The sequence below is a fragment of the Roseateles saccharophilus genome, from assembly GCF_004342485.1.
GTDB classification, from domain to species: domain Bacteria; phylum Pseudomonadota; class Gammaproteobacteria; order Burkholderiales; family Burkholderiaceae_C; genus Pelomonas; species Pelomonas saccharophila.
The window spans coordinates 107126-129684 of the sequence record NZ_SMBU01000011.1; the positions used below are offsets into that span (position 1 = coordinate 107126).

Here is a 22559-nt window from a genome sequence, read left to right on the forward strand (position 1 = left end):
CGCCAAGCCCTGAAGACTGCTTCTTTCAAGGTTTGACGTGATCACCGAACTCGAATTCCAGAGCCTCGCCGCCGAGGGCTACAACCGCATCCCGCTGATCAGCGAGGCCTTTGCGGACCTCGAAACCCCGCTGTCCCTCTACCTCAAGCTCTGCGCCGGCGGCGGCCAGGGCCGCAACAGCTTCCTGCTGGAGTCCGTCGTCGGCGGCGAGCGCTTCGGGCGCTACTCCTTCATCGGCCTGCCGGCGCGCACGCTGGTCCGCGCCACCGGCACGCTCTGCGAGGTCGTCACCGACGGCCGGGTCGTCGAGACGCACGAGGGCAACCCGCTGGATTTCATCGCCGCCTACCAGGAGCGCATCAAGCCCAGGATCCCGGCCGGCCTGCCGCGCTTCTGCGGTGGCCTGGCCGGCTACTTCGGCTACGAGGCCGTGCGCGCCATCGAGAAGCGCCTGGCCGACACCCGCAAGCAAGGCGGCCTGGGCACGCCCGACATCCTGCTGCTGCTGACCGAGGAGGTGGCCGTCATCGACAACCTGTCCGGGCGGCTCTACCTCATCGTCTGGGCCGACCCGCGCCAGCCCGAGGCCTATTTCCGCGCCACCAAGCGGCTGAGCGCGTTGCGCGACAAGCTGAGCTACTCGGTCAGCGTGCCGCGCGTGCCGCGCAGCGAGTCGCACGCCGTGCAGCGCGAGTTCTCCAAGGCCGGGCTGATGGCCGCCGTGGAGCGCGCCAAGGAGTACATCGCCGCAGGCGACCTGATGCAGGTCGTCATCGGCCAGCGCCTGGCCAAGCCCTACAAGGCCGAGCCCATCGCGCTCTACCGGGCCCTCAGGGCGCTGAACCCCAGCCCCTATATGTACTTCTACGACTTCGGGGATTTCCAGGTCGTCGGTGCCAGCCCCGAGATCCTGGTGCGCGAGGAGCATGCCGTGGATGCGCAGGGCAAGGACAGCCGCAAGGTCACCATCCGCCCGCTGGCCGGCACCCGCCCGCGCGGCAGCACGCCCGAGCGCGACCAGCAGCTGGAGGTCGAACTCAAGGCCGACCCCAAGGAACGCGCCGAGCACCTGATGCTGATCGACCTGGCGCGCAACGACATCGGCCGCATCGCCCGCACCGGCAGCGTGCAGGTGACGCAGGCCTTCGACGTCGAGCGCTACTCGCATGTGATGCACATCGTCTCCAACGTCGAGGGCGTGCTGCGCCCCGAAGTGGGCCAGCTCGACGTGCTGAAGGCCACCTTCCCGGCCGGCACGCTCAGCGGCGCGCCCAAGGTGCGCGCGATGGAGCTGATCGACGAGCTGGAGCCGGTCGAGCGTGGCATCTACGGCGGCGCCTGCGGCTACCTCAGCTTTGCCGGCGACATGGACCTGGCCATCGCGATCCGCACCGGCATCGTCAAGAACGGCATGCTCTATGTACAGGCCGCGGCGGGCATCGTGGCGGACTCAGTCCCCGAGTTGGAGTGGCAGGAAACCGAGGCGAAAGCACGCGCCTTGCTCCGAGCGGCCGAACTGGTGGAAGAGGGGTTCTGACATGCTGCTGATGATCGACAACTACGACAGCTTCACGTTCAACATCGTCCAGTACTTCGGTGAACTGGGCGCGGACGTGAAGGTGGTGCGCAACGACGAGATCACGGTCACCGAGATGGCGGCCCTGGACCCCGACCACATCGTCTTCTCGCCCGGCCCCTGCACGCCCACCGAGGCGGGCGTCTGCGTGGAGGCCGTCCGGCACTTCCTCGGCAAGAAGCCGCTGCTGGGCGTCTGCCTGGGCCACCAGTCCATGGGCCAGGCGCTGGGCGGCAGGATCGTCCGCGCCAAGCGCCAGATGCACGGCAAGGCCAGCACCATCACGACCGACCAGCGCGGCGTCTACACCGGCCTGCCCCAGGACTTCTCCGTCATCCGCTACCACTCCCTCGTCATCGAGGAGGCGACGTGCCCGGCGGTGCTGGAGATCACCTCGCGCAGCGACGACGGCGAGATCATGGGCGTGCGCCACCGCGAGCTGGCCGGCACGGCCACGCCGATGGAGGGCGTGCAGTTCCACCCCGAATCCATCCTCAGCGAGCATGGGCACGCGATGCTGCGCAACTTCCTGGAGCTGAAGGCATGAGCCACGCACGGCCGCCCGAAGGGGCTCATTCCCGCACGGCGGGACAGCGCGAAGCGCGAAGGGTGCGCCAATGAGCGGCTACGCGCCCGGTTCCGGCGGCAGCGGCGGCAACGCCGTCGTCGACCTGCGCAGCGACACGGTCACCAAGCCGACGCCGGCCATGCGCGAGGCCATCGCGTGCGCCCAGGTCGGCGACGACGTGTTCGGCGACGACCCCACCGTCAACGCGCTGCAGGAGCGCGTCGCCGCCCTGCTCGGCAAGGAGGCCGCCCTCTTCATGAGCAGCGGCACGCAGAGCAACCTCTGCGGCCTGCTGGCCCATTGCGGCCGCGGCGACGAATACATCGTCGGCCAGCTCGCCCACACCTACCGCTACGAGGGTGGCGGCGGCGCGGTGCTGGGCAGCATCCAGCCCCAGCCCCTGCCCAACCAGCCCGACGGCACGATCCGGCTCGAAGACATCGCCGCGGCCATCAAGCCCGACGACCCGCACTTCGCGCGCTCGCGGCTGCTGGCGCTGGAGAACACCTGGAGCGGCAATGTGCTGCCGGCCAGCTACACGACCGCCGCCTGCGAGCTGGCCCATTCGCGCGGCCTGTTCACGCATCTGGACGGCGCGCGGCTGTTCAACGCGGCGGTCGCCTCCGGCCGCACGGTGGCCGAGCTGGCGCGGCATTTCGACTCCGTCTCCATCTGCTTCAGCAAGGGCCTGGGCGCGCCGATAGGCTCCATGCTCGTCGGCTCGCGCGAGCTCATCCGCCGCGCCCACCGCGTGCGCAAGATGGTGGGCGGCGGCCTGCGCCAGGTCGGCCTGCTGGCCGCCGCGGCCGACCATGCGCTGAGCCACCATGTCGAACGCCTGGCCGACGACCACGCGCTGGCCCGGCGCCTGGCCGAGGGCCTGGCGGCGCTGCCCGGTGTCACGGTCACGCCACCGCAGACGAATATCGTCTTCGTGCAGGTCAGCGACGACCGGGGCCCGGCGCTGCTGGAGCACCTGAAGTCGCGCGGCGTGCTGGCCACGGGGATGATCGGCCTGCGCTTCGTGACCCACCTCGATGTCGATGCCGCCGGCATCGACCACGCGATCGCCGCCGCCGCCGACTTCTTCAAGAGCTGAGCCATGCCCATCACCGACAACGAAGCCCTGACCCGCGTCATCGAGCATCGCGAGATCTTCCACGACGAGATGCTGACGCTGATGCGCCGCATCATGGCCGGCGAGATGTCGCCCGTCATCGCCGCGGCGCTGATCACCGGCCTGCGCGTGAAGAAGGAGACCATCGGCGAGATCACCGCCGCGGCCCAGGTCATGCGCGAGCTGAGCAACAAGGTGCCGCTCGGCCCCCTGCCCCATCTGGTCGACGTGGTCGGCACGGGCGGCGACGGCGCGCACAGCTTCAACATCTCGACCTGCTCGATGTTCGTCGCGGCGGCGGCCGGCGCCCAGGTGGCCAAGCACGGCAACCGCAGCGTCAGCAGCAAGACCGGCAGCGCCGACGTGCTGGAGGCGCTGGGCGCCAACATCCAGCTGACGCCGCGCCAGGTGGCCGCGAGCGTCGCCGAATGCGGCATCGGCTTCATGTTCGCGCCCAACCACCACCCGGCGATGAAGAACATCGCGCCGGTGCGCCGCGAGCTCGGCGTGCGGACCATCTTCAACATCCTGGGCCCGCTGACCAACCCGGCCGGCGCGCCCAACATCCTGATGGGCGTCTTCCACCCCGACCTCGTCGGCATCCAGGTGCGCGTGCTGCAGCGCCTGGGCGCGGAGCATGCGCTGGTGGTCTACGGCAAGGACGGCATGGACGAGATTTCGCTGGGCGCGACGACGCTGGTTGGCGAACTCAAGGACGGCGCCGTGCGCGAGTACGAGGTGCATCCCGAGGACTTCGGCTTCGCGATGGCCAGCAACCGCAGCCTCAAGGTCGAAGGCCCCGAGCAGTCGCGCCAGATGCTGATCGGCGTGCTCGACGGCCAGCCTGGCCCGGCGCGCGACATCGTGCTGCTGAACGCCGGCGCGACGCTGTATGCGGCCAACGTCGCGAGCTCGATTGCCGACGGCATCCGGCGCGCCCGCGAGGTGCTGGACAACGGCGCCGCGCGCGCCAAGCTGGATGCCTTCGTGAAGACCACGCAGGGCCTGGGAGCGCAGTGATGGCCGACATCCTCAACAAGATCGTCGAGGTCAAGTGGGAAGAGGTCGCCGCGGCCAGGCTCAAGCGCTCGCTGGCCTCGCAACGCGAGGAGGCCGAGGCGCGCCGCGGTGAGCAGCTCGGCTTCGAGCGTTCGCTGCGCGCCACCATCGCTGCGGGCCATGCCGGCGTCATCGCCGAGATTAAGAAGGCCAGCCCCAGCAAGGGCGTGATCCGCGAGGACTTCAAGCCTGCGCAGATCGCCGAGAGCTATGCGCGCAACGGCGCCGCCTGCCTCTCCGTGCTGACCGACGAGCGCTTCTTCCAGGGCTCGGTGGCCTATCTGCAGCAGGCCCGCGCGGCCTGCGAGCTGCCGGTGCTGCGCAAGGACTTCATGGTCGACGACTACCAGGTCATGGAAGCCGGCGCGATGGGCGCCGACTGCATCCTGCTGATCGCCGCCTGCCTGGCCGACTCGCAGATGGCCGACCTCGAGGCCGCTGCCCATGCCATCGGGCTGGACGTGCTCGTCGAGGTGCACGACGGCGCGGAGCTGGACCGCGCGCTGCGCCTGAAGACGCCGCTGGTCGGCATCAACAACCGCAACCTGCGCACCTTCGACGTGACGCTGGACACCACCCTGGGCCTGCTGCCGCGCGTGCCGGCCGACCGGCTGCTGGTGACCGAATCCGGCATCCTCGGCGCCGCGGACGTGAAGCGCATGCGCGACGCCAACGTGCATGCCTTCCTCGTCGGCGAGGCCTTCATGCGCGCGCCGGACCCGGGCCAGGCGCTGGCAAACTTGTTCGGATGAAGCTCCCGCTCGAGATTCCCGACACCGACTGGCGCCCCGTCGTCGAGGACTGGGCCGCCAGCCCCGTGGGTCAGAAGCTGCAGGCCTATCTGGCCGAGCGCCAGGCCGCCGGCGCCACCATCTACCCGCCCGAGCCGCTGCGCGCGCTGAGGCTGACGCCGCTGGCCGGCACGCGCGTCGTCATCCTCGGCCAGGACCCCTATCACGGGCCCGGCCAGGCCGAGGGCCTGTCCTTCAGCGTGCCCGAGGGCGTGCCCTTTCCGCCCAGCCTGCGCAACATCTTCAAGGAGATCCAGCGCGACCTCGGCAAGCCCTTCCCGCCGACCGGCAGCCTGGTGCGCTGGGCCGAAGGCGGCACGCTGCTGCTGAACGCCGTGCTCACCGTGGAGGACGGCCAGGCCGCCAGCCACGCCAACCGCGGCTGGGAGGCCCTGACCGACGCCCTCATCAAGGCCGCGGCCGAAGATGCTGCCCCCAAGGTCTTCATGCTGTGGGGCGCCTACGCCCAGGCCAAGGCGCCGCTGATCGAGGCCGCGCGCCAGGGCCACCTTGTGCTGAAGGCCAACCATCCGTCGCCGCTGTCGGCGCTGAAGCCGCCGCGGCCCTTCATCGGCTGCGGGCATTTCTCGACGGCCAAGGCCTGGCTGGAGGAGCGCGGGCGCGGCGCGCCGCGCAAGGCCTGATCGCGGCGGATTGTTCCGCCCGCAGCAACTCGCCGTTCTATCCAGCCCGCTTTTTCTCGCGGGGCCGAATACCTAAAGTGGCAACCTATCGGCACACCCCATCCCCACCAAGAGGGCGCCGAGCAGGAGAGTCACATGAACACCCGATCCCTTTTCACGCTGATCACCGCCGCGACGGCCGTCACGGCGCTGGCGGCGGGCATGTTGCTGGCAATCAGCGCGCCGGCGCCCGCGGCCGAGGACTTCGGCCAGGCGATGTTCGCCAGCAGCGCGCCCGACAAGGCCTGAAGACGGCTTGCACGATGGCCTCAGGCCGTCGTGCAGCGCAGCTTCAGCCCGCCCATCGCCTCGCGGCCGATCAGCTCGACGACCCAGTCGACGAAGACCCGCAGCTTGCTGCTGAGGTGGCGGTTGGGCGGGTAGACGACGTAGACCGGCACCGGCTCGGCGTCCCAGTCCTCCAGCACCCGCACCAGCCCGCCGCTCCTGATCAGCGGCGCGGCCATGAAGCAGGTCAGCTGCACCAGGCCCAGGTGGGCCAGGCCGGCGTTCAGGTAGGCGCTCGCGTCGTTCACGGCCAGCACATGGTTGCCGACGATCTCCACAGCCTCCTCGCCGCGGCGGAAGACGTCCGGCAGCACCTTGCCGCTGCGCGCCGAGAAATAGCCCACCATGCGGTGCGGCGCCTCGCCCAGCTCGCGCGGGTGGGCCGGCGTGCCATGGCGGCGCAGGTATTCGGGCGTGGCGCAGGTGATGAAGCGGAACTCGGCGATGCGCCGCGCCACCAGGCTCTGGTCGGTCAGCTCGCCACCGCGAATCACGCAGTCGATGTTGTCGCTGATGAGGTCCACCGTGCGGTCGCTGACGCCGAGCTCGATCTGGATGTCGGGGTATTTGGCGTAGAAGTCCGGCAGGTGGGGAATGATCATCTCGCGCCCCACCACGCCGGGCACGTCGATGCGGATGCGCCCGCGCGGCGTCACGCGCGCCTGGTTCATGCTGCCTTCCAGTTCCTCCAGGTCGGACAGCAGGCGCGTCGCGCGCTCGTAGTAGGCGGCGCCGTCGGGCGTGACCGTGACGCGGCGCGTCGTGCGGTTCAGCAGCTTGGTGCGCAGATGCGTTTCCAGCGTCTGGATCAGGCGCGTGACGGTGGCCTTGGGCAGGCCCAGCGAGTCGGCGGCCTTGGTGAAGGTGCCGGCCTCGACGACCCGGACATAGGCTTGCATCGCGGTGAGACGGTCCATCGGAGCTTCGGCGGGCCCAAAGGCCCCAGGGCAGGCGGGGATGAGGTCATTGTTCCACGCGAAGGAAAAGTGAGTCGCTTTCGCGCCCGTTTATCCCTAGGCCGTCAATCTCTATGGTTCGCTCCATGGACAAGACCGTCGCCCCTGCCAGCTTGCGCCTCGGCCCCGCGCCGGGCCAGCTGGCCCATGTCTACACGGCGCGCCGGCCGCTGGACGGCGATGCGCGCGCGCTGCTGCTGTGGCTGCACGGCGGCAGCTTCACCGACGGCTCGCTGGCCTCGGCCCGCGCCCGCAGCGAGCTGCTGGCCGAGGCCGGCGCCGATGTCGTCGCGCTGGACTACCCGCTCGCCCCCGCGCACCCCTTCCCTGCCGGCCTGTCCGCCAGCTTCGAGGCGCTGCAGGCCCTGGCCGCCAAGCCGGCCAGGCTGACCGGCTCGGCCCGCACCGCGCTGTTCGTCGGCGGCGAGGAGGCCGGCGGCAACCTCGCCGCGGCGCTGGCGCTGATGGCGCGCGACCAGCACGCCCCCACGCTGGCCGGCCAGCTGCTGGTCTCGCCCATGCTGGACCCGCAGCTCGGCAGCGCCTCCATGCGCAAGGGCGAGTGCGGCGGCTGCGAATGCAGCTATGCCAAGGGCTGGCAGGCCTATCTGGGCGACGGCATCCGCGCCGACCACCCCTACGCCACGCCCGTCAACGCCAGCCGGCTCAACGGCCTCGCGCCCGCCCTGGTGCTGAGCCTGGCCGGCCACCCGCTGAACGACGAGTCGCGCCGCTATGCCGCGGCACTGCGCCAGCACGGCGGCTGCGTGCGCGACCTGAGCCTGCCCGCCATCGCGCCCGAGCAGGTGCTGAACCCCATCCACGACTTCCTGCGCGAGGCGGCCCGCCGCGCGCTGTCGCTTCCCGCCTGATTCCTGCCAGACCCTTCGGAGAGAAATAGAAATGCCATCCACCCCCCGCTTCAACCGTCGCCTCGGCCTCGTGGCCGGCGCGGCCGCCTTCGTCGCCCTCGGTGCCATGGGCCTCGGCCAGTTCGGCAGCCCTGCCGCCCACGCCAACTCCGGCCCCGCCACGCCGCCGGCCACGCCGGTGTCGGTCGCCCAGGTCGTCAGCCAGGACGTGTCGGCCTGGAACGAGTTCTCCGGCCGGCTGGAGGCCGTGGAGCGCGTCGACGTGCGGGCCCGCGTGTCGGGCGCCGTGCAGGCCCTGCACTTCCGCGAGGGCAGCCTGGTGAAGGCCGGCGACCTGCTCGTCAGCATCGACCCCGCGCCCTACCAGGCCGAGGTCGCCCGCGTCGAGGCCCAGGTGAGCGCCGCCCAGGCCCGCGTGAGCTACACGCAGAGCGAGCTGGCACGCGCCAAGGCCCTGCTGGAGGAACGCGCCGTCGCCCGCCGCGACTTCGACGAGCGTGACAACGCTGCCCGCGAGGCCGCCGCCAATCTGCGCGCCGCCCAGGCCGCGCTGCAGACGGCCCAGCTCAACCTCGGCTACACCCAGGTGCGCGCGCCGGTGGCCGGCCGCGTCGGCAAGATCGAGGTGACGACCGGCAACCTCGTCGCCGCAGGCGCCGGCGCGCCAGTGCTGACGACGCTGGTGTCGGTCAGCCCCATCTACGCGAGCTTCGATGCCGACGAGAAGGTCGTGCGCGATGCGCTGGCCTCGCTGCCGGGCGCGAATGGCCCGGCCGGGGGTGAGCGCCGCGGCATGGAGCGCATCCCGGTCGAGATGCTCGCGGGCAGCGACAAGGCCGTCACCGGCCGCCTGCAGTTGGTCGACAACCAGGTGGACGCCAAGAGCGGCACGCTGCGCGTGCGCGCCGTCTTCGACAACAAGGACGGCTCGCTGATCCCGGGCCAGTTCGCCAAGCTGCGCATGGGCCAGGCCTCGCGGGAGGCCGCGCTGCTGGTCAACGAGCGTGCCGTCGGCACCGACCAGGATAAGCGTTATGTCATCGTCGTCGGCGCGGGCAACCAGGCCGAGTGGCGGCCGGTGACGCTGGGCGCCGACGTGAACGGACTGCGCGTCGTGACTTCGGGCCTGAAAGCCGGCGAGCGGGTCGTCGTCGGTGGCGTGCAGCGGGTGCGGCCAGGTTCGGTCCTGGCGCCCAAGGACGTCGCGATGGACGCCAAGCCGGAACTGGCCGCGCAGCAATCCAGCGCCAAGAACTCCTGATCTAGCCCACCTCTCACCGCGCGCTCCGCTTTGCGGGCCGGTTCAGCCGGCCCGCGGGGCGCGTGTTGCCTGGAGCCCCCCATGAATCTCTCCAAATTCTTCATCGACCGTCCGATCTTCGCGGGCGTGCTGTCGCTGCTGATCTTCATCGGCGGCCTGCTGTCGATCCGCGCGCTGCCGATCTCGGAATACCCCGACGTCGTGCCGCCCTCGGTCGTCGTGCGCGCCCAGTATCCCGGCGCCAACCCCAAGGTCATCGCCGAGACGGTGGCCACGCCGCTCGAAGAGGCCATCAACGGTGTCGAGGACATGCTCTACATGAGCAGCCAGGCCACGACCGACGGCCTGATGACGCTGACCGTCAGTTTCAAGCTCGGCACCGACCCCGACAAGGCCCAGCAGCTGGTGCAGAACCGCGTCTCGCAGGCCGAGGCGCGCCTGCCCGAGGAGGTCAGGCGCCTGGGCGTGACGACGGTCAAGAGCAGCCCCGACCTGACCATGGTCGTGCACCTGACCTCGCCCAACAGCCGCTACGACATGACCTATCTGCGCAACTACGCGCTGCTCAACGTGAAGGACCGCCTCGCGCGCATCCCGGGCGTGGGCCAGGTGCAGCTGTTCGGCGCGGGCGACTACTCGATGCGCGTCTGGCTGGACCCGCAGAAGGTGGCCGAGCACGGCCTGTCGGCCAATGACGTGGTGCAGGCCATCCGCGAGCAGAACGTGCAGGCCGCGGCCGGCGTCGTCGGCGCATCGCCGGGCCTGCAGGGCATCGCCCTGCAGCTGTCGGTCAACGCCCAGGGCCGGCTGCAGTCGGTCGAGGAGTTCGGCGACATCATCGTGAAGACCGGCGCCAACGGCGCCGTGACGCGGCTGCGCGACCTGGGCCGGCTGGAGCTGGGTGCCAGCGAATACGCGCTGCGCTCGCTGCTGGACAACAAGCCCGCCGTCGCGGTGCCGATCTTCCAGGCCCCGGGCGGCAATGCGCTGGACATCTCCACCAACGTTCGCGCGGCGATGGCCGAGCTGAAGGCCGCGATGCCCGAGGGCGTGGACTACACCATCGTCTACGACCCGACGCAGTTCGTGCGCGCGTCCATCGAGTCCGTCATCCACACGCTGCTGGAAGCCGTCGCGCTGGTGGTGCTGGTCGTCATCCTGTTCCTGCAGACCTGGCGCGCATCCATCATCCCGCTGCTGGCCGTGCCGGTGTCCATCATCGGCACCTTCGCGGTGATGCACGGCTTCGGCTTCTCGATCAATGCGCTGAGCCTGTTCGGCCTGGTGCTGGCCATCGGCATCGTCGTGGACGACGCCATCGTGGTGGTGGAGAACGTGGAGCGCAACATCGCGTCGGGCCTCAGCCCGCGCGAGGCGACCTACCGCGCGATGCGCGAGGTCTCCGGCCCCATCATCGCGATCGCGCTGACGCTGATCTCGGTGTTCGTGCCGCTGGCCTTCATCACCGGCCTGACGGGCCAGTTCTACAAGCAGTTCGCGCTGACCATCGCGATCTCGACGGTGATCTCGGCGATCAACTCGCTGACACTCTCGCCGGCCCTGGCCGCGCTGCTGCTGAAGGACCACGCGGCTCCGAAGGACGCGCTGACCCGCGGCATGGACCGCGTGCTGGGCGGCTTCTTCGGCCGTTTCAACCGGCTGTTCGCGAGTGGCTCGACGAAGTACGGCGGCGGCGTGAAGGCGCTGATGTCGCGCAAGGCCGTGATGTTGCTCATCTATCTCGGCCTGGTCGCGGCCACGGCCGGCCTGTTCAAGGCCGTGCCCGGCGGCTTCGTGCCCGGCCAGGACAAGCAGTACCTGATCGGCTTCGCCCAGCTGCCCGACGGCGCCACGCTGGACCGCACCGAGGACGTCATCCGCCGCATGACCGACATCACGCTGAAGACGCCCGGCGTCGAGCACGCGGTGGCCTTCCCCGGCCTGTCGATCAACGGCTTCACGAACAGCTCCAGCTCCGGCATCGTGTTCGCGACGCTGAAGCCCTTCGACGAGCGCAAGACCGCGGACCTGTCCGCCGGCGCCATCGCGGGCAAGCTGAACGCGCAGTACGGCGCCATCGAAGACGCCTTCATCGTCATGTTCCCGCCGCCGCCCGTGCAGGGCCTGGGCACGACGGGCGGCTTCAAGCTGCAGCTGCAGGACCGCGGCGGCGTCGGCTACGAGGCGCTGGACCAGGCGCTCAAGGCCTTCATGGCCAAGGCCTACAAGACGCCCGAACTGGCCGGCCTGTTCTCGAGCTACCAGGTCAATGTGCCGCAGCTCTATGCCGACCTCGACCGCACCCGCGCCCGCCAGCTCGGCGTGGCCGTGACGGACGTGTTCGACACGATGCAGATCTACCTCGGCAGCCTGTATGTGAACGACTTCAACAAGTTCGGCCGCACCTACTCCGTGCGCGTGCAGGCGGACGCCGCCTACCGCGCGCGGGCCGAGGACATCGGCGCGCTGAAGGTGCGCTCGGCCTCGGGCGAGATGGTGCCGCTGTCGGCGCTGATGAAGGTCAAGCCCAGCTTCGGCCCCGAGCGCGCGATGCGCTACAACGGCTTCCTGTCCGCCGACATCAACGGCGGCGCCGCGCCCGGCTTCTCGTCGGGCCAGGCCCAGGCCGCCGTCGAGCGCATCGCCGCCGAGACCCTGCCCCCGGGCATCGGCTACGAGTGGACCGACCTGACCTACCAGGAAAAGATCGCCGGTAACTCGGCCGTGTGGGTGTTCCCGCTGGCCATCCTGCTCGTCTTCCTAGTGCTGGCCGCGCAGTACGAGAGCCTGACCCTCCCCATCGCCATCCTGCTCATCGTGCCGATGGGCCTGCTGGCGGCGATGGCGGGCGTGTATTTCAGCCACGGCGACAACAACGTGTTCACGCAGATCGGCCTCATCGTGCTGGTCGGCCTGAGCGCGAAGAACGCCATCCTCATCGTCGAGTTCGCCCGCGAGCTGGAGTTCGCCGGCCGCACACCGGTGCAGGCGGCGCTGGAGGCCGCGCGCCTCAGGCTGCGCCCCATCCTGATGACGTCGATGGCCTTCGTCATGGGCGTGCTGCCGCTGGTGCTCAGCACCGGTGCCGGCGCCGAGATGCGCAAGGCCATGGGCGTGGCGGTGTTCGCCGGAATGATCGGCGTGACGCTGTTCGGCCTGTTCCTGACGCCGCTGTTCTACGTCATCGTGCGTCGCATCACCGGCAACGCACCGCTGCGCCACCACGGCGGCCAGGTGGCCGCGCCCGCAGCGCCCGCGCAGCCCGCCACCGCCATCGTCGACGCCCTGCCGCAACGAGGAAAGTGAGCCTCATCATGAAATTGAACCTGACCCCGCTTTTTGCGGCCCTGCTGCTGGCCGGCTGCGCCTCGGTCGGCAGCGTCGGCCCGTCGCAGCTGCCGCAGGCACCCGCCGCCTACAAGGCTCAGGCCGCGAACGGCGCGTCTGCGCTGACCGCCAGCTGGTGGCAGCCTTTTGCCGACCCCGTGCTGGACGACCTCGTCGGCCGCGCGATGGCCGCCAACACCAGCGTGCAGGCGGCCGCCAGCCGGCTGGCCCAGGCCCGCGCCGCGCTGGGCACGGCGCAGGCGGCGCGCCTGCCGCAGGTCGGCGTGTCGGCCGGCGCAGGCCGCTCGTCCACGCCGGGCCAGCTCCTGCCGCAGCCCGCGACGCAATACAGCGCCGGCCTGAACCTGGCCTATGAGCTGGACCTCGGCGGCCGCCTGCTGCACGAGCGCAATGCCGCCGCGCTGGATGTGCAGGCCCGCGAGCAGCTGCTGGCCGATGCCCGCCTGCTCGTGCAGGCCAACGTGGCGCGCGGCTATCTCGCGCTGCGGGCGCTGGACACCGAGCGCGACATCGTGCGCGACACCGTGGCCGCCTACGGCGAGACGCTGACGCTGACCGAGAAGCGTGCCCGCGCCGGCGACGTGGCCGACCTGGACCTGGCCCGCGTGCGCGCCGAGCTGGCCGCCAACGAGGCCGAGGCGCTGGCGCTGGACCGCCGCCGCATCGAGCTGGAGACGGCCCTGGCCGTCCTCGTCGGCGAACCGGCGTCCAGCTTCAGCCTGGCGCCCGCCAATTGGGCGACGGCCCTGCCCGCCGTGCCTGCCGGCCTGCCCTCCGAGCTGCTGCAGCGCCGCCCCGACCTGGCCGCCGCGCGCAGCCAGGTCGAGGCCGCGCAGGCCCGCGTCGGCGAGGCCCGCGCCGCCTGGTGGCCCAGCCTGCAGCTGACGGCCCAGGGCGGTGGCGTGTCCAACGAGCTGTCCAGGCTGCTGAAGAGCGGCGCCGGCACCTGGGGCGTCGGCCTGCTCGGCGCGCTGCCGATCTTCGACGGCGGCCGCCGCGAGGCCGGCGTCAACGCGGCCCAGGCCCAGCTCGACGGCGAGACCATCGCCTTGCGCGAGCAGTTTCTGCTGGCGCTGAAGGACGTGGAGGACCAGCTCGGCGCGCTGGCGCTGCTGCAGGCCCAGGCCGAGGCCAGCGCCCGCGCCGTGTCGGCAGCGGGACAGGCGCTGAAGCTGTCGGACACGCGCTATCGCAACGGCTTCATCAGCCAGCTTGAACTGCTGGATGCGCGCCGCACCGAGCTCGCCAACAAGCGTGCCGCGCTGCAGGTGCGCTCGGCGCAATACCAGGCCACGGTCGGCCTGATCCGCGCGCTGGGCGGCGGCTGGTCTAGCCCTGGCGCTTGAGCACGGCGATGTTCATTGCCGTGCGCGTGACGAAGCCCAGACTTTCGTAGAGCGCGATCGCGGCGGTGTTCGTCGCCCAGGCGTGCAGGAAGGCCTGCGCGCCACGGCGCTGGATGTCGGCCGTCACGGCGGCCGACATCCGGCGCGCCAGGCCACGCCCGCGGAAATCGGGGTGGGTGCAGACGCCGCTGACCTCCACAAAACCGGGGAAGCGCATGCGCTCGCCGGCCATCGCGGCCAGGCGCCCATCGATGCGGATGCCGACGAAGCGCCCCATCGTGTGCGTGCGGGGCAGGAAGGGCCCGGGCTCGGTCAGCGTCGCCAGCGCCAGCATCTCGGCCGCATCGGCGTCGCCCAGCAACTGCATGCCGGCCTCGTCGCCCTCGACGGCACGCATCGCCACCATCTGCACCGCGGCCGCAGTCTTGACTGCCACCAGGCCCGGCGGCACGGCGACAGGCCGCGACTGGGCCAGGTAGACCACATCGTCGCCCGGCCGCACGAGTTCGGCCAGCGCGGCCAGGCTGGCGGCGCCATCGTCGCGCGCGGCGGCGAAGCGGTTGATGTCGGGCTTGAAGCGCCGCGCCAGCGCGCCGCCATCGGCCCAGTGCGGTTGATGCTGCAGGCTGGCCCAGACAGGCTGATCGAGATCGTGATTCATGCTTGCTGCCTCCTGACGCGCTCGGCGAGCGGCTGCTCGGCCAGCGCGTCCTCCAGCGCCGCCAGCTGGGCCAGCAGGTCTCCCCTCAATCCGATGCAGGCCTCGGCCACGGCGGCCTCGATGACGGGCCAGGCCCGGTCCTTGGAGCGCTGCACCAGGCCGCGGCCCTTGCGGCTCAGCGCGATGCGGCGCACGCGCCGGTCTTCCTCGGCGGTCCCAGATTCGACGAGGCCGTCGTCCTCCAGCCCGCGCAGCGAGCGCGTGACGACCGGCTGGCTGACGCCCACCGCCTGGCTCAGCTCGCCGACGCTCAAGGCCCCGAGCCGGTCCAGCGCCGCGAGCAGCGGAAACCAGGCCGCCGGCTGCTCGAAGCCGCGCGCGGCCAGCACCTCCTGCGTCTGTGCCTGCAGCGTCTCGCCGATGCGCTTCAGCCGCGTGCCCAGGCTTAGATGCCCCAGCTCCCTGACGACGTCTTCGATATCCATATGCATATCATGCTATGCAATAGATCGAGAGCCGTCAACGGCGGCACGGCAGCAGAGATCGTCAGATGCCGAACAGCGCCTTGGCGCGCATGAGCAGGCGGCGGCGGTCGTCGAGGCCGTTGAGGCCGCCGTTGACACGCCGGGTCAGCGTCGTCAGGTCGTCGGCGTCGGCCAGGCTGTTCAGGTTCTTCTGGGCCCAGAACCAGCCGGCCACGTCGACGCAGAGCCCGGGGTCGGTCTCGACCAGCTCGGGGTGTTCGAGCAGCTCGGCCTCGCGGCCGATGGCGCGGCCGTATTCGGCGTAGTTGGCGCGGCCGGTCAGCTGGATCAGGCCGCGACCCTTGTAGCGCTGGCCGTCGCCGGGCTGGGTGTTGCCCAGATCCAGCCGCCCCTCATAGGCCTGGCCGCTGGCGATCTCGGCGCGGAAGCGGAACTCGCCGGACTCGTGCCCCACCTGAGCCAGGAAATGGGCCTGGCGCAGCGGCGAGTCGATGTGGCGGTCCGCCATGACCTGCTGCAGGCGCGGCGAGAAGTCTTCCGCATCGCTGTCCTTGGCGCGCAGGAAGAGCAGCTCCAACCAGGGTGGCAGCATCGCGTCGGGCAGGGATTCGCACAGACTCAGCAGCGTCGCGCCGTTGGCGTCGACGCGCCCGTCGGGCTCGGCCTGGGCCAGGGCGCTGCGCTGGAAGGCCATGATGGCGGTGAGGGATTTCTGGCCGAAGGCGCCGTCGCAGGTCAGCGGGCCGTCCGGCAGAGTCATCCGGCCGGCCTCGCCGCAGAGGTTGAGCAGCTGCTGCACGGTCTCGACGTCGTCGTGCACGTTGCTGCACTGCACGCCCACGCTGCCCGTCGTCAGGCCCTTGCCGCGCACCGGGCCGGCCGCCGCAGGCGCCGCCAACGCGGCGGCGGGCGCGGGCGCGGCAGCCGGGGCATCGCGGCGCTCGAAATGCGTCAGGTCCTTGAAGCTGCCCCAGTTGCCGCCCCAGACGTTGGCCGGGTCCAGCCCCTCCCAGTACTGGCCCAGCGGCCGCAGCGCCTCGGCGTCGCTGACGAGCTGGGCGCTGCCGTCGCCCGCCTCACGGAAAAAGTTCAGGTCGATGGCCAGGCGCTTCAGGTGCTGACTGGACATCGTCGCGCTGCGGCCGTTCTGGATGTAGAGCGCCTGCTGCTCGGGCGTGCGGTAGAGCTCGCCGCCGGCGACGCCGAAGCCCTCGGCATCGGCCCGGCGCAGAAGTTCGCCGAGCTGCTGCATGAAGACCGACTGCTCGCGCACCAGGCCGTTCACGAGCGGCCTCCACGGTCGCTGCCGGGATCGCCCTGGATGGCGTGGCTCTGCGCGCGAATCGCGTCGCCGAGCTGACCTATCCTCTCGTCCTTGGCCTTGCTGCCGGCGCTGGAGCCGAAGAAGTACTGGATGATGGCCGACAGCGACACGCCGAGCAGGAAGCCCAGCACCGTGTCGATGACGCGGGAGCGCGGGTCATTGGCCTCGTAGCGCGGCCCGAAGGCGGCCACGAAGATAAAGGCGAAGGTCAGCAGCGTGATGACGCTGGCGTAGACGTAGATGAAGCGCCTCACCCAGGGGTCCTGGTTCGCCATCGCCGCCTGCTGCAGCTGGCGCGCGTTGGCACGGTCGGCGGCGGCGATGCGTTCCAGCTCGATGCGATCGCCGTCGCCCTGCTGGCGCAGCGCGAGCAGCCGGTCCTGGGTTTCGAACTCGAACTGTTTCAGCCGGGCCCACTGGGCGTCCGTCAGCTTGTTCTCGGCGGCGTCGTTGATGTCGATGCCGGTCTTGTCGTGGATGAGCTGGGCAATTTCGGCGGCGCCCTGGTCGGGCGGGCCGCGGAACACGCCGCTGAGCAGGTCCAGCCCCTTCTGGGCGAGCCGGGGCGCAATCGCCGACTGCGCCGCAGCGATCAATGGAATCGGCATTCCAGGCTCCCGGTCAGATTTGACCGGCGGAGCTTAGGCGGGCGGCCTCGGCCGCCACATCCTTCCGACTAACGAAGCCTGCGAGCTATGGAAGGGTCTTGCAGCTGGGCTTGCAGACCACCTCGTTGCGGCCGAGCAGCCGGATGGACTGCAGGCTGGTCGGCGCGCGGTGCTTGCCGCACTTGAAGCAGGAGCGGGTGTGGCCACTGCCAAGGAAGGGCGATCCGCCCACTTTGGACTGGTAGCGCAGGCCATCTTCGCGAACCGCGGTCACGGTGTCTTTGCTCATCTTCGTTCGGGTCAGGACGAAACGAACATTGACGCACAGGGAAGATGACAGCACCACCTCGCAAGCCCCAGGTTGTTGCCCCCGCCGCCCGAAATCGCGGGCTTTCCCTGCCCCGACCTGAGGGGGCGGGCCGCAGGACAATGCGCGCCTGCTCCCCCCGACCCCATGGCCAAGCTGTTTTTCCGTTATGCGGCGATGAACGCCGGCAAATCCACCGCTCTGCTGCAGGTGGCGCACAACTACGAGGAGCGCGGCCACCGCGTGCGCATCTTCACCGCCCGGCTGGACGACCGCTATGGCCGCGGCTATGTCACGTCGCGGCTGGGGCCGCAGCGCGAGGTCGAGCAGTTCGACGCCGGCACCGACTTCATCGCACTGATGGACGACAGCCCCGGCATCGCCTGCATCCTCGTCGACGAGGCGCAGTTCCTGTCCAAGCGCCAGGTGCAGCAGCTGCACGAGATGGCGCATCTGCGCAATCTGCCGGCCATCTGCTACGGGCTGCGCACGGATTTCCAGGGCGAACTCTTCCCGGGCTCGGCCACCCTGCTGGCCATGGCCGACGAGATGGACGAGATGAAGACCATCTGCGACTGCGGCCGCAAGGCGACGATGAACATGCGCGTCGACGCGAGCAACCGCAAGGTCACCGAGGGCGCCCAGGTCGAGATCGGCGGCAATGCACGCTATCGCTCGGTCTGCGGCCGTTGCTTCCGCCAGGGATAGGCGGCCGCCGGCCGCCCATGGGCACATGCAAGGCGTAGTGCCTGAATAGCGTCGCCGCCGGGCCGCCCCAAGACGGCGCTGCTCGATTCATTGAGGGGCCAAGACCCATCAATGAATCGACCCCCTCGGGGGTCAGCCCGCTTACCCGCGGGCCGGGGGCCACTATTTGGCGGCGATCTGCGCGTCCAGTTCCTTGCAGGACGGCGAGCAGACGGGCTGGGACTTGCCCAGCAGCTTCTTGGACTTGAGCATCGCGCGGGGGCGATGCTTGCCGCAGAGGAAGCATGACATCGTCGCTGCGCCGAAGGAGGAGGTCGCCGCGAACGGCGAGCCCGGGGCTTTGGAGCGGTAGCGCAGACCATCCGCTTCGATGGTGGTCTTGGTGGTTTCTTTGGCCACGCTGGTCCTGTCGAAGAGTGTTGTAGGGGAGGCGCCGGGCAGGCGCACGGGCCCCGTATTTTCCACCATGAGCGAACCATCCGCCCTAGGGCTTTCAACACCCCTTGAATTGGGCCGGTCTTTTGCCCGCCCAGGCGGCCTGTCCCTCGGCCAGATCGGCGGAGTCGCGCGCCCTCTCGATGTCGGCCTGCAGCCGCACCGCGTCGAGCCGGCCGGCGGCGATGGCGTTGAGGTGCTGCTTCATCGGCAGCAGGGCCAGCGGCGCCATGCCGAGCAGTTCGGTCGTCAGGGCGGCAAGCGCAGCGTCCAGCGTGTCGACGTCGGGCAGCAGCTGGTCCAGATAGCCACAGGAAAGCAGCGCGTGCGCATCCAGCGTGCGGCCGGCCAGCAGCACCTGCTTGGCGGTCGCCAGGCCCAGGCGATCGACGAAGCGGCGCAGGCCACCGGCGTAGAAATGCAGGCCGATGCGCGCCGCCGGCACGAACATCTCGACGGCCGGCCCGCCGAGCCGGAAGTCGCAGGCCAGCGCCAGGTCGGACGCGCCGCCGTAGACGCCGCCGTGCAGGCGCGCGATGGTGATGGGGCGCACGGCCTCCAGCGCATCGGCCAGTTCGCCGAAGCGCGCGCCGGCATCGATGGCGCCGAGCGCGCCGAGGTCGAAGCCACTGCAGAAGTGGCGCCCCTCGCCGGCCAGCACCAGCGCCCGCACGGACGGCGTTGCATCCACCTCCTCGAGCAGCTGGCGCAAGACGCCGAGGTCGCCGACCGCGAGGCGGTTGGCCTGGCGCGGGCGCCGCAGCGTGATGCGGGCAACGCCGCCATCGACCTGCAGCATGGGAGGCTGGCCGAGGCTCATGCGAAGCCTCCGAGCGGCGCGCGTCTGGGGGTAGGTTCGGTGGACTGCATCATGGGATCGGCAAGCGGGGCATTGTGACGACGTAAGCTTGCAGCCCCTTCGTCGTCATGAAACCTTCATGTTGCATACCCGCCGCCGCCTGCTGGGCCTGGCGCTCGCCCTCGCCCTTTGCGCCTGCGCCACGGCGCCGTCGCCGGCCCCCGCACCGCAACGGCCCAAGCTGCTCGTGCTGGTGGCCATCGACGGCCTGCCGATGCGCCAGGTCACCGGCTACCGCGACCAGCTGGGCACCGACGGCTTCGCCCGCTTCCTGGACCACGGCCGCTGGTTCTCCGACGCCAACTACGGCCACGGCCACACGGTCACGGCGGCCGGCCACTCGGTGATGCTGTCGGGCGCCTACCCGCAACGCAGCGGCATCATCAGCAACGAGTGGCGCGACCCGCTCACCAACGAGCCCGTCTACAACACCGGCGACACCGCCTACACCTACCTCGACAACCCGACGGCGCCGCTGGCCGGCACCAGCCCGCGCAACCTCAAGGTCGAGACGCTGGGCGATGTGCTGCGCAAGCGCTCGCCGGAGTCCAAGGTCATCGGCATCTCGGGCAAGGACCGCGGCGCCATCCTGCCTGCGGGCCACAAGGGCACGGCCTATATGTACATGGGAGAGACCGGCCAGTTCTCGTCCAGCACCTACTACATGGCCGCGCTGCCGCAATGGGTGAAGGACTTCAACGCCGCCAAGCCGGCCGATGCCTTCTTCAAGAAGACCTGGGCGCCCTTGTTGCCCGAGGCCGCCTACGCCCGTTCCGTGCCGGACGGCCAGCCCTGGCAGATCGCCAGCGGCAATGGCAACAGGCTGCCCGCCGTCATCGGCGACCAGCTGGACGCGCCCGGCCCGCGCTTCTACGGCAACCTGCTGGCCTCGCCCTTCGGCGATGAGCTGACGCTGGCCTTCGCCCGCGCCGCGGTGAAGAACGAGAAGCTGGGCCAGCGCGGCGCCCAGGACATCCTGTCGGTCAGCCTGTCCAGCCACGACTACATCAACCACGCCTTCGGCCCCGAGTCGCGCCTGTCTCACGACCATCTGCTGCAGCTGGACCGCCATCTGCAGGCCTTCTTCCAGTTCCTCGACAGGGAAGTGGGCGCCGGCAACTATGTGCTGGCGCTGACGGCCGACCACGGCTTCACCGACACGCCCGAGTGGGCCGCCACCCAGGGTCGCGATGCCGGGCGCTTCACGAGCGGCCCGTCGCTGGCCATCGTGAACGCCGGCCTGGCCGCGAAGTTCGGCGTCGACAGGCTGGCCTGGAACTTCTCCGCCTCGGGCCTGCTGCTGAACGAGAAGCTGGCGACCGAGCGCGGCCTGAAGTTCATCGATGTCGAAGCCGCCGCCCGCGACGAGCTGCTGAAGCTGCCGGGCGTGGCGGCCGTGTTCGCGCGCGAGCAGCTGCTGGGCAGCGACACGACGACGCCTTACCTGGAGGCCATGCGCAAGTCCTACGACCCGAGCCGCGCCGCCCAGCTGCAGATCGTGCTCAAGCCCAACTGGATCTTCAGCTACCGCCCGGGCGGCAGCACCCACGGCAGCCCGCACCGCTACGACACCCATGTGCCCCTGCTGTTCTGGGGTCCGGCCTATGTCGGCCAGGGCGAAATGAAGGAGCGCGTCGAGATCGCGGACCTGGCACCCACGCTGGCCGCGCTCGCCGGCCTGCCCGCGCCGGCCCAGGCCCAGGGTCACGACCTGAAACTCAAGCCCTAGCGATCAACGCCGCGGCCGGTTCGCCCCAGACGGCTTCGGTCAGCACCAGCGCACCCAGCCGCTCACCCAGGGCCGCGGCCTGGGCTGGCCCGGTGGACGGCAGCATGACGAGCAGCCGCCCGTCGTCCAGCCGCATGCAGCCGTCCTCGCCACGGATGCGCGCCAGCAGCGTAGCCGCGTCCGCATCGGCCGCCAGCGTCGCGACGGACAGTGGCCAGGCGCGCGGGTCGGCCAGCAGCGCCTGCAGCAGCTCGCGGCCGGCCTGCGCCGCCAGCAGCTGGCCCGTCAGCGGGCGCGGCCGGTCCAGCGCGCTGATGTCCACGCCGGTCAGCGCCAGGCCGCCATCGGGCAGGCGCTGCTCCACCCACCACAGCCGCCGGCCATCGCTCCAGGCCTGCTCGTAGCCACGCTGGGCGATGCGCCCTCGCCGCGGCAGCTGTTCCACCGGCCCGGCGCCGGCCCGGCGGGCCGCCTCGGCCATCCCGGCCCAGGTCGGCGCGACCGTGTCGGCCAGGCCCCAGGCCTGGCGGAAAGCGGCATTGGCTTGCAGCAGGCCGTCGCCGGCATCGAACAGGGCCAGCAGCAGCGGGCCATCGGCCTGCGTCTGCGGCCAGGGCTTGTCTTGGTTCACGGCCCGATTCTGGGCCGTCGCGTCATCGGCGGTGGATTTCGCCCGAGCCACTGACGCTCTGGCGCAACTGCGGCCGGCCGGCGTAGTTCAGGTCGCCCGAGCCGCTCAGCTGCACGTCCAGCTGCTCGGTGACGCCCAGTTCCACGTCGCCCGAGCCGTTGATGCTGACCTTGGCCGCGCGCCCCGACAGCGAGCGGGCGTCGACATCGCCGGAGCCGCTGACGCTCCAGCTCTGCTGCTCGGCACGGCCGGCCAGGCGCACATCGCCCGAACCGCTGATGCTGACGTTCAGCTCCCTGAGTTCGACGGCGCCCAGATGCACGTCGCCCGAGCCGATCACGTTCAGGCCGAGGCTGTCGCCCTTGAAATGCTCGACGCCGAGGTCGCCCGAGCCGTTCACGGCAATCGCCTGCAGCGCACGCGCATCCAGGCGCACGAGCGGCGCCGAACGCGTCGTGAAGCCGGCGTCGCGCCGCATCCGCACGATCAACGCGTCCCCCTCCACGACCGTCTCGATCAGCGGCTCGATGTTGTCGTCCGCGACGACCGTGGCCTGGTCGCTGCCGGCCTGGTTCAGCCGCACGTCGATGGGGCCGTCGATGCGCAGCTTCGTGAAGGCGGCGAGCGCCCGGCTCTTCTCGACCTTGACCCCCGAGCCGCGCACCCGGCTCCTGCCGCTGCCATAGTCCATCGGGCCGCTGAAGCTCGCCGACCAGCCGTCGACCTCCTTCCTGATGCGCAATCGCCAGTCGTTGTCGCCGGCAGAGGCGGCGCCGGCGGCAAGGGCGGTGGCAAGGGTCAGCAGGGCGAGGCGTTTCATGCGGGGCTCCGTTGGTCGGCAGGGCGGGCCGCAGTGTCCCCAGCCCGCCAGCGGGCCGCCCGCCTCAGGCGACGGACTGCACCGCGGCGGGGATGGGCCGTAGGATGGCGCGACCAACAGGAGACCG

At 70.6% G+C, this 22559-nt stretch carries 23 protein-coding genes; 13 read left to right on the forward strand and 10 right to left on the reverse strand.

What is annotated here, in order from left to right; genetic code table 11:
• The first annotated feature begins 37 nt into the window (after positions 1 to 37).
• The 7 genes from trpE (at position 38) to EV671_RS26730 (ending at position 6043) form a co-directional block, all read left to right on the forward strand.
• Positions 38 to 1537 carry an anthranilate synthase component I gene (gene trpE, locus EV671_RS11815; protein ID WP_132571518.1) on the forward strand — a complete coding sequence of 500 codons (1500 nt, stop codon included), beginning with the start codon at positions 38 to 40 and terminating at the stop codon, positions 1535 to 1537.
• 1 nt (position 1538) lies between these two features.
• Positions 1539 to 2123, forward strand: coding sequence for an anthranilate synthase component II (locus tag EV671_RS11820; RefSeq protein ID WP_132571519.1), 585 nt, complete (start codon positions 1539 to 1541; stop codon positions 2121 to 2123).
• Between the two features lie 70 nt (positions 2124 to 2193).
• Complete coding sequence (gene ltaE / locus EV671_RS11825; RefSeq protein WP_132571520.1) at positions 2194 to 3243, forward strand: low-specificity L-threonine aldolase; 1050 nt, start codon at positions 2194 to 2196, stop codon at positions 3241 to 3243.
• 3 nt (positions 3244 to 3246) lie between these two features.
• Positions 3247 to 4281: an anthranilate phosphoribosyltransferase gene (gene trpD / locus EV671_RS11830; protein ID WP_132571521.1), complete on the forward strand. Its 1035-nt coding sequence runs from the start codon at positions 3247 to 3249 to the stop codon at positions 4279 to 4281.
• Complete coding sequence (trpC, locus tag EV671_RS11835; RefSeq protein ID WP_132571522.1) at positions 4281 to 5072, forward strand: indole-3-glycerol phosphate synthase TrpC; 792 nt, start codon at positions 4281 to 4283, stop codon at positions 5070 to 5072. Before trpD ends, trpC begins: the two co-directional genes overlap by 1 nt.
• The gene (locus tag EV671_RS11840; RefSeq protein ID WP_132571523.1) at positions 5069 to 5755 is read left to right on the forward strand and encodes a uracil-DNA glycosylase; all 687 of its coding nucleotides are present in this window, start codon (positions 5069 to 5071) and stop codon (positions 5753 to 5755) included. Before trpC ends, EV671_RS11840 begins: the two co-directional genes overlap by 4 nt.
• 135 nt (positions 5756 to 5890) lie before the next feature.
• A complete protein-coding gene (locus EV671_RS26730; RefSeq protein ID WP_165917538.1) occupies positions 5891 to 6043 on the forward strand; it encodes a hypothetical protein in 153 nt (50 codons plus the stop codon).
• 20 nt (positions 6044 to 6063) lie between these two features.
• Here the strand turns inward: EV671_RS26730 and EV671_RS11845 are convergent, their stop codons facing one another.
• Positions 6064 to 6999 (reverse strand): LysR family transcriptional regulator, encoded by a 936-nt coding sequence (locus EV671_RS11845; RefSeq protein ID WP_132571524.1) that lies wholly within the window; start codon positions 6997 to 6999, stop codon positions 6064 to 6066.
• Between the two features lie 125 nt (positions 7000 to 7124).
• Here EV671_RS11845 and EV671_RS11850 point away from each other — a divergent pair, with 125 nt between their 5' ends.
• From EV671_RS11850 to EV671_RS11865, 4 genes are all read left to right on the forward strand, one after another.
• On the forward strand, positions 7125 to 7910 hold the full coding sequence (locus EV671_RS11850; protein WP_165917539.1) for an alpha/beta hydrolase fold domain-containing protein: 786 nt from the start codon (positions 7125 to 7127) through the stop codon (positions 7908 to 7910).
• Positions 7911 to 7941: 31 nt separating this feature from the next.
• Positions 7942 to 9171, forward strand: a complete 1230-nt coding sequence (locus EV671_RS11855; RefSeq protein WP_132571526.1) for an efflux RND transporter periplasmic adaptor subunit — start codon at positions 7942 to 7944, stop codon at positions 9169 to 9171.
• Positions 9172 to 9252: 81 nt separating this feature from the next.
• On the forward strand, positions 9253 to 12477 hold the full coding sequence (locus tag EV671_RS11860) for an efflux RND transporter permease subunit (protein ID WP_132571527.1): 3225 nt from the start codon (positions 9253 to 9255) through the stop codon (positions 12475 to 12477).
• A gap of 8 nt (positions 12478 to 12485) precedes the next feature.
• On the forward strand, positions 12486 to 13865 hold the full coding sequence (locus EV671_RS11865) for an efflux transporter outer membrane subunit (protein ID WP_132571528.1): 1380 nt from the start codon (positions 12486 to 12488) through the stop codon (positions 13863 to 13865).
• On the opposite strand, the gene EV671_RS11870 is transcribed toward EV671_RS11865, so the two are convergent.
• From EV671_RS11870 to EV671_RS11890, 5 genes are all read right to left on the reverse strand, one after another.
• Positions 13849 to 14526 (reverse strand): GNAT family N-acetyltransferase, encoded by a 678-nt coding sequence (locus EV671_RS11870; RefSeq protein ID WP_132571529.1) that lies wholly within the window; start codon positions 14524 to 14526, stop codon positions 13849 to 13851. The genes EV671_RS11865 and EV671_RS11870 overlap by 17 nt on opposite strands.
• Entirely contained in the window at positions 14523 to 15011 is a 489-nt protein-coding gene (locus tag EV671_RS11875) for a MarR family winged helix-turn-helix transcriptional regulator (protein WP_132571530.1), read from the reverse strand. Before EV671_RS11875 ends, EV671_RS11870 begins: the two co-directional genes overlap by 4 nt.
• A 61-nt stretch (positions 15012 to 15072) precedes the next feature.
• Positions 15073 to 16296, reverse strand: a complete 1224-nt coding sequence (locus tag EV671_RS11880; protein ID WP_132571531.1) for a glycoside hydrolase family 19 protein — start codon at positions 16294 to 16296, stop codon at positions 15073 to 15075.
• A complete protein-coding gene (locus EV671_RS11885; protein WP_132571532.1) occupies positions 16293 to 16943 on the reverse strand; it encodes a hypothetical protein in 651 nt (216 codons plus the stop codon). The genes EV671_RS11880 and EV671_RS11885 overlap by 4 nt, the downstream gene beginning before the upstream one ends.
• An 85-nt stretch (positions 16944 to 17028) precedes the next feature.
• A complete protein-coding gene (locus EV671_RS11890; RefSeq protein ID WP_338139932.1) occupies positions 17029 to 17217 on the reverse strand; it encodes a hypothetical protein in 189 nt (62 codons plus the stop codon).
• A 180-nt stretch (positions 17218 to 17397) separates the two neighbouring features.
• Here EV671_RS11890 and EV671_RS11895 point away from each other — a divergent pair, with 180 nt between their 5' ends.
• Positions 17398 to 17958, forward strand: a complete 561-nt coding sequence (locus EV671_RS11895) for a thymidine kinase (RefSeq protein WP_132571534.1) — start codon at positions 17398 to 17400, stop codon at positions 17956 to 17958.
• 162 nt (positions 17959 to 18120) lie between these two features.
• Here the strand turns inward: EV671_RS11895 and EV671_RS11900 are convergent, their stop codons facing one another.
• Together EV671_RS11900 and EV671_RS11905 are read right to left on the reverse strand one after the other, a co-directional pair.
• Positions 18121 to 18357 (reverse strand): hypothetical protein, encoded by a 237-nt coding sequence (locus EV671_RS11900; RefSeq protein WP_056266878.1) that lies wholly within the window; start codon positions 18355 to 18357, stop codon positions 18121 to 18123.
• Positions 18358 to 18451: 94 nt separating this feature from the next.
• Positions 18452 to 19213: an enoyl-CoA hydratase/isomerase family protein gene (locus EV671_RS11905; protein ID WP_132571535.1), complete on the reverse strand. Its 762-nt coding sequence runs from the start codon at positions 19211 to 19213 to the stop codon at positions 18452 to 18454.
• A 118-nt stretch (positions 19214 to 19331) separates the two neighbouring features.
• On the opposite strand from EV671_RS11905, the gene EV671_RS11910 reads away from it, so the two are divergent.
• On the forward strand, positions 19332 to 20981 hold the full coding sequence (locus EV671_RS11910; protein WP_132571536.1) for an alkaline phosphatase family protein: 1650 nt from the start codon (positions 19332 to 19334) through the stop codon (positions 20979 to 20981).
• On the opposite strand, the gene EV671_RS11915 is transcribed toward EV671_RS11910, so the two are convergent.
• Complete coding sequence (locus EV671_RS11915) at positions 20971 to 21612, reverse strand: hypothetical protein (RefSeq protein WP_132571537.1); 642 nt, start codon at positions 21610 to 21612, stop codon at positions 20971 to 20973. The two genes, EV671_RS11910 and EV671_RS11915, sit on opposite strands and share 11 nt — an antisense overlap.
• Positions 21613 to 21634: 22 nt before the next feature.
• The gene (locus tag EV671_RS11920; protein WP_165917540.1) at positions 21635 to 22432 is read right to left on the reverse strand and encodes a head GIN domain-containing protein; all 798 of its coding nucleotides are present in this window, start codon (positions 22430 to 22432) and stop codon (positions 21635 to 21637) included.
• Between the last annotated feature and the right edge of the window lie 127 nt (positions 22433 to 22559).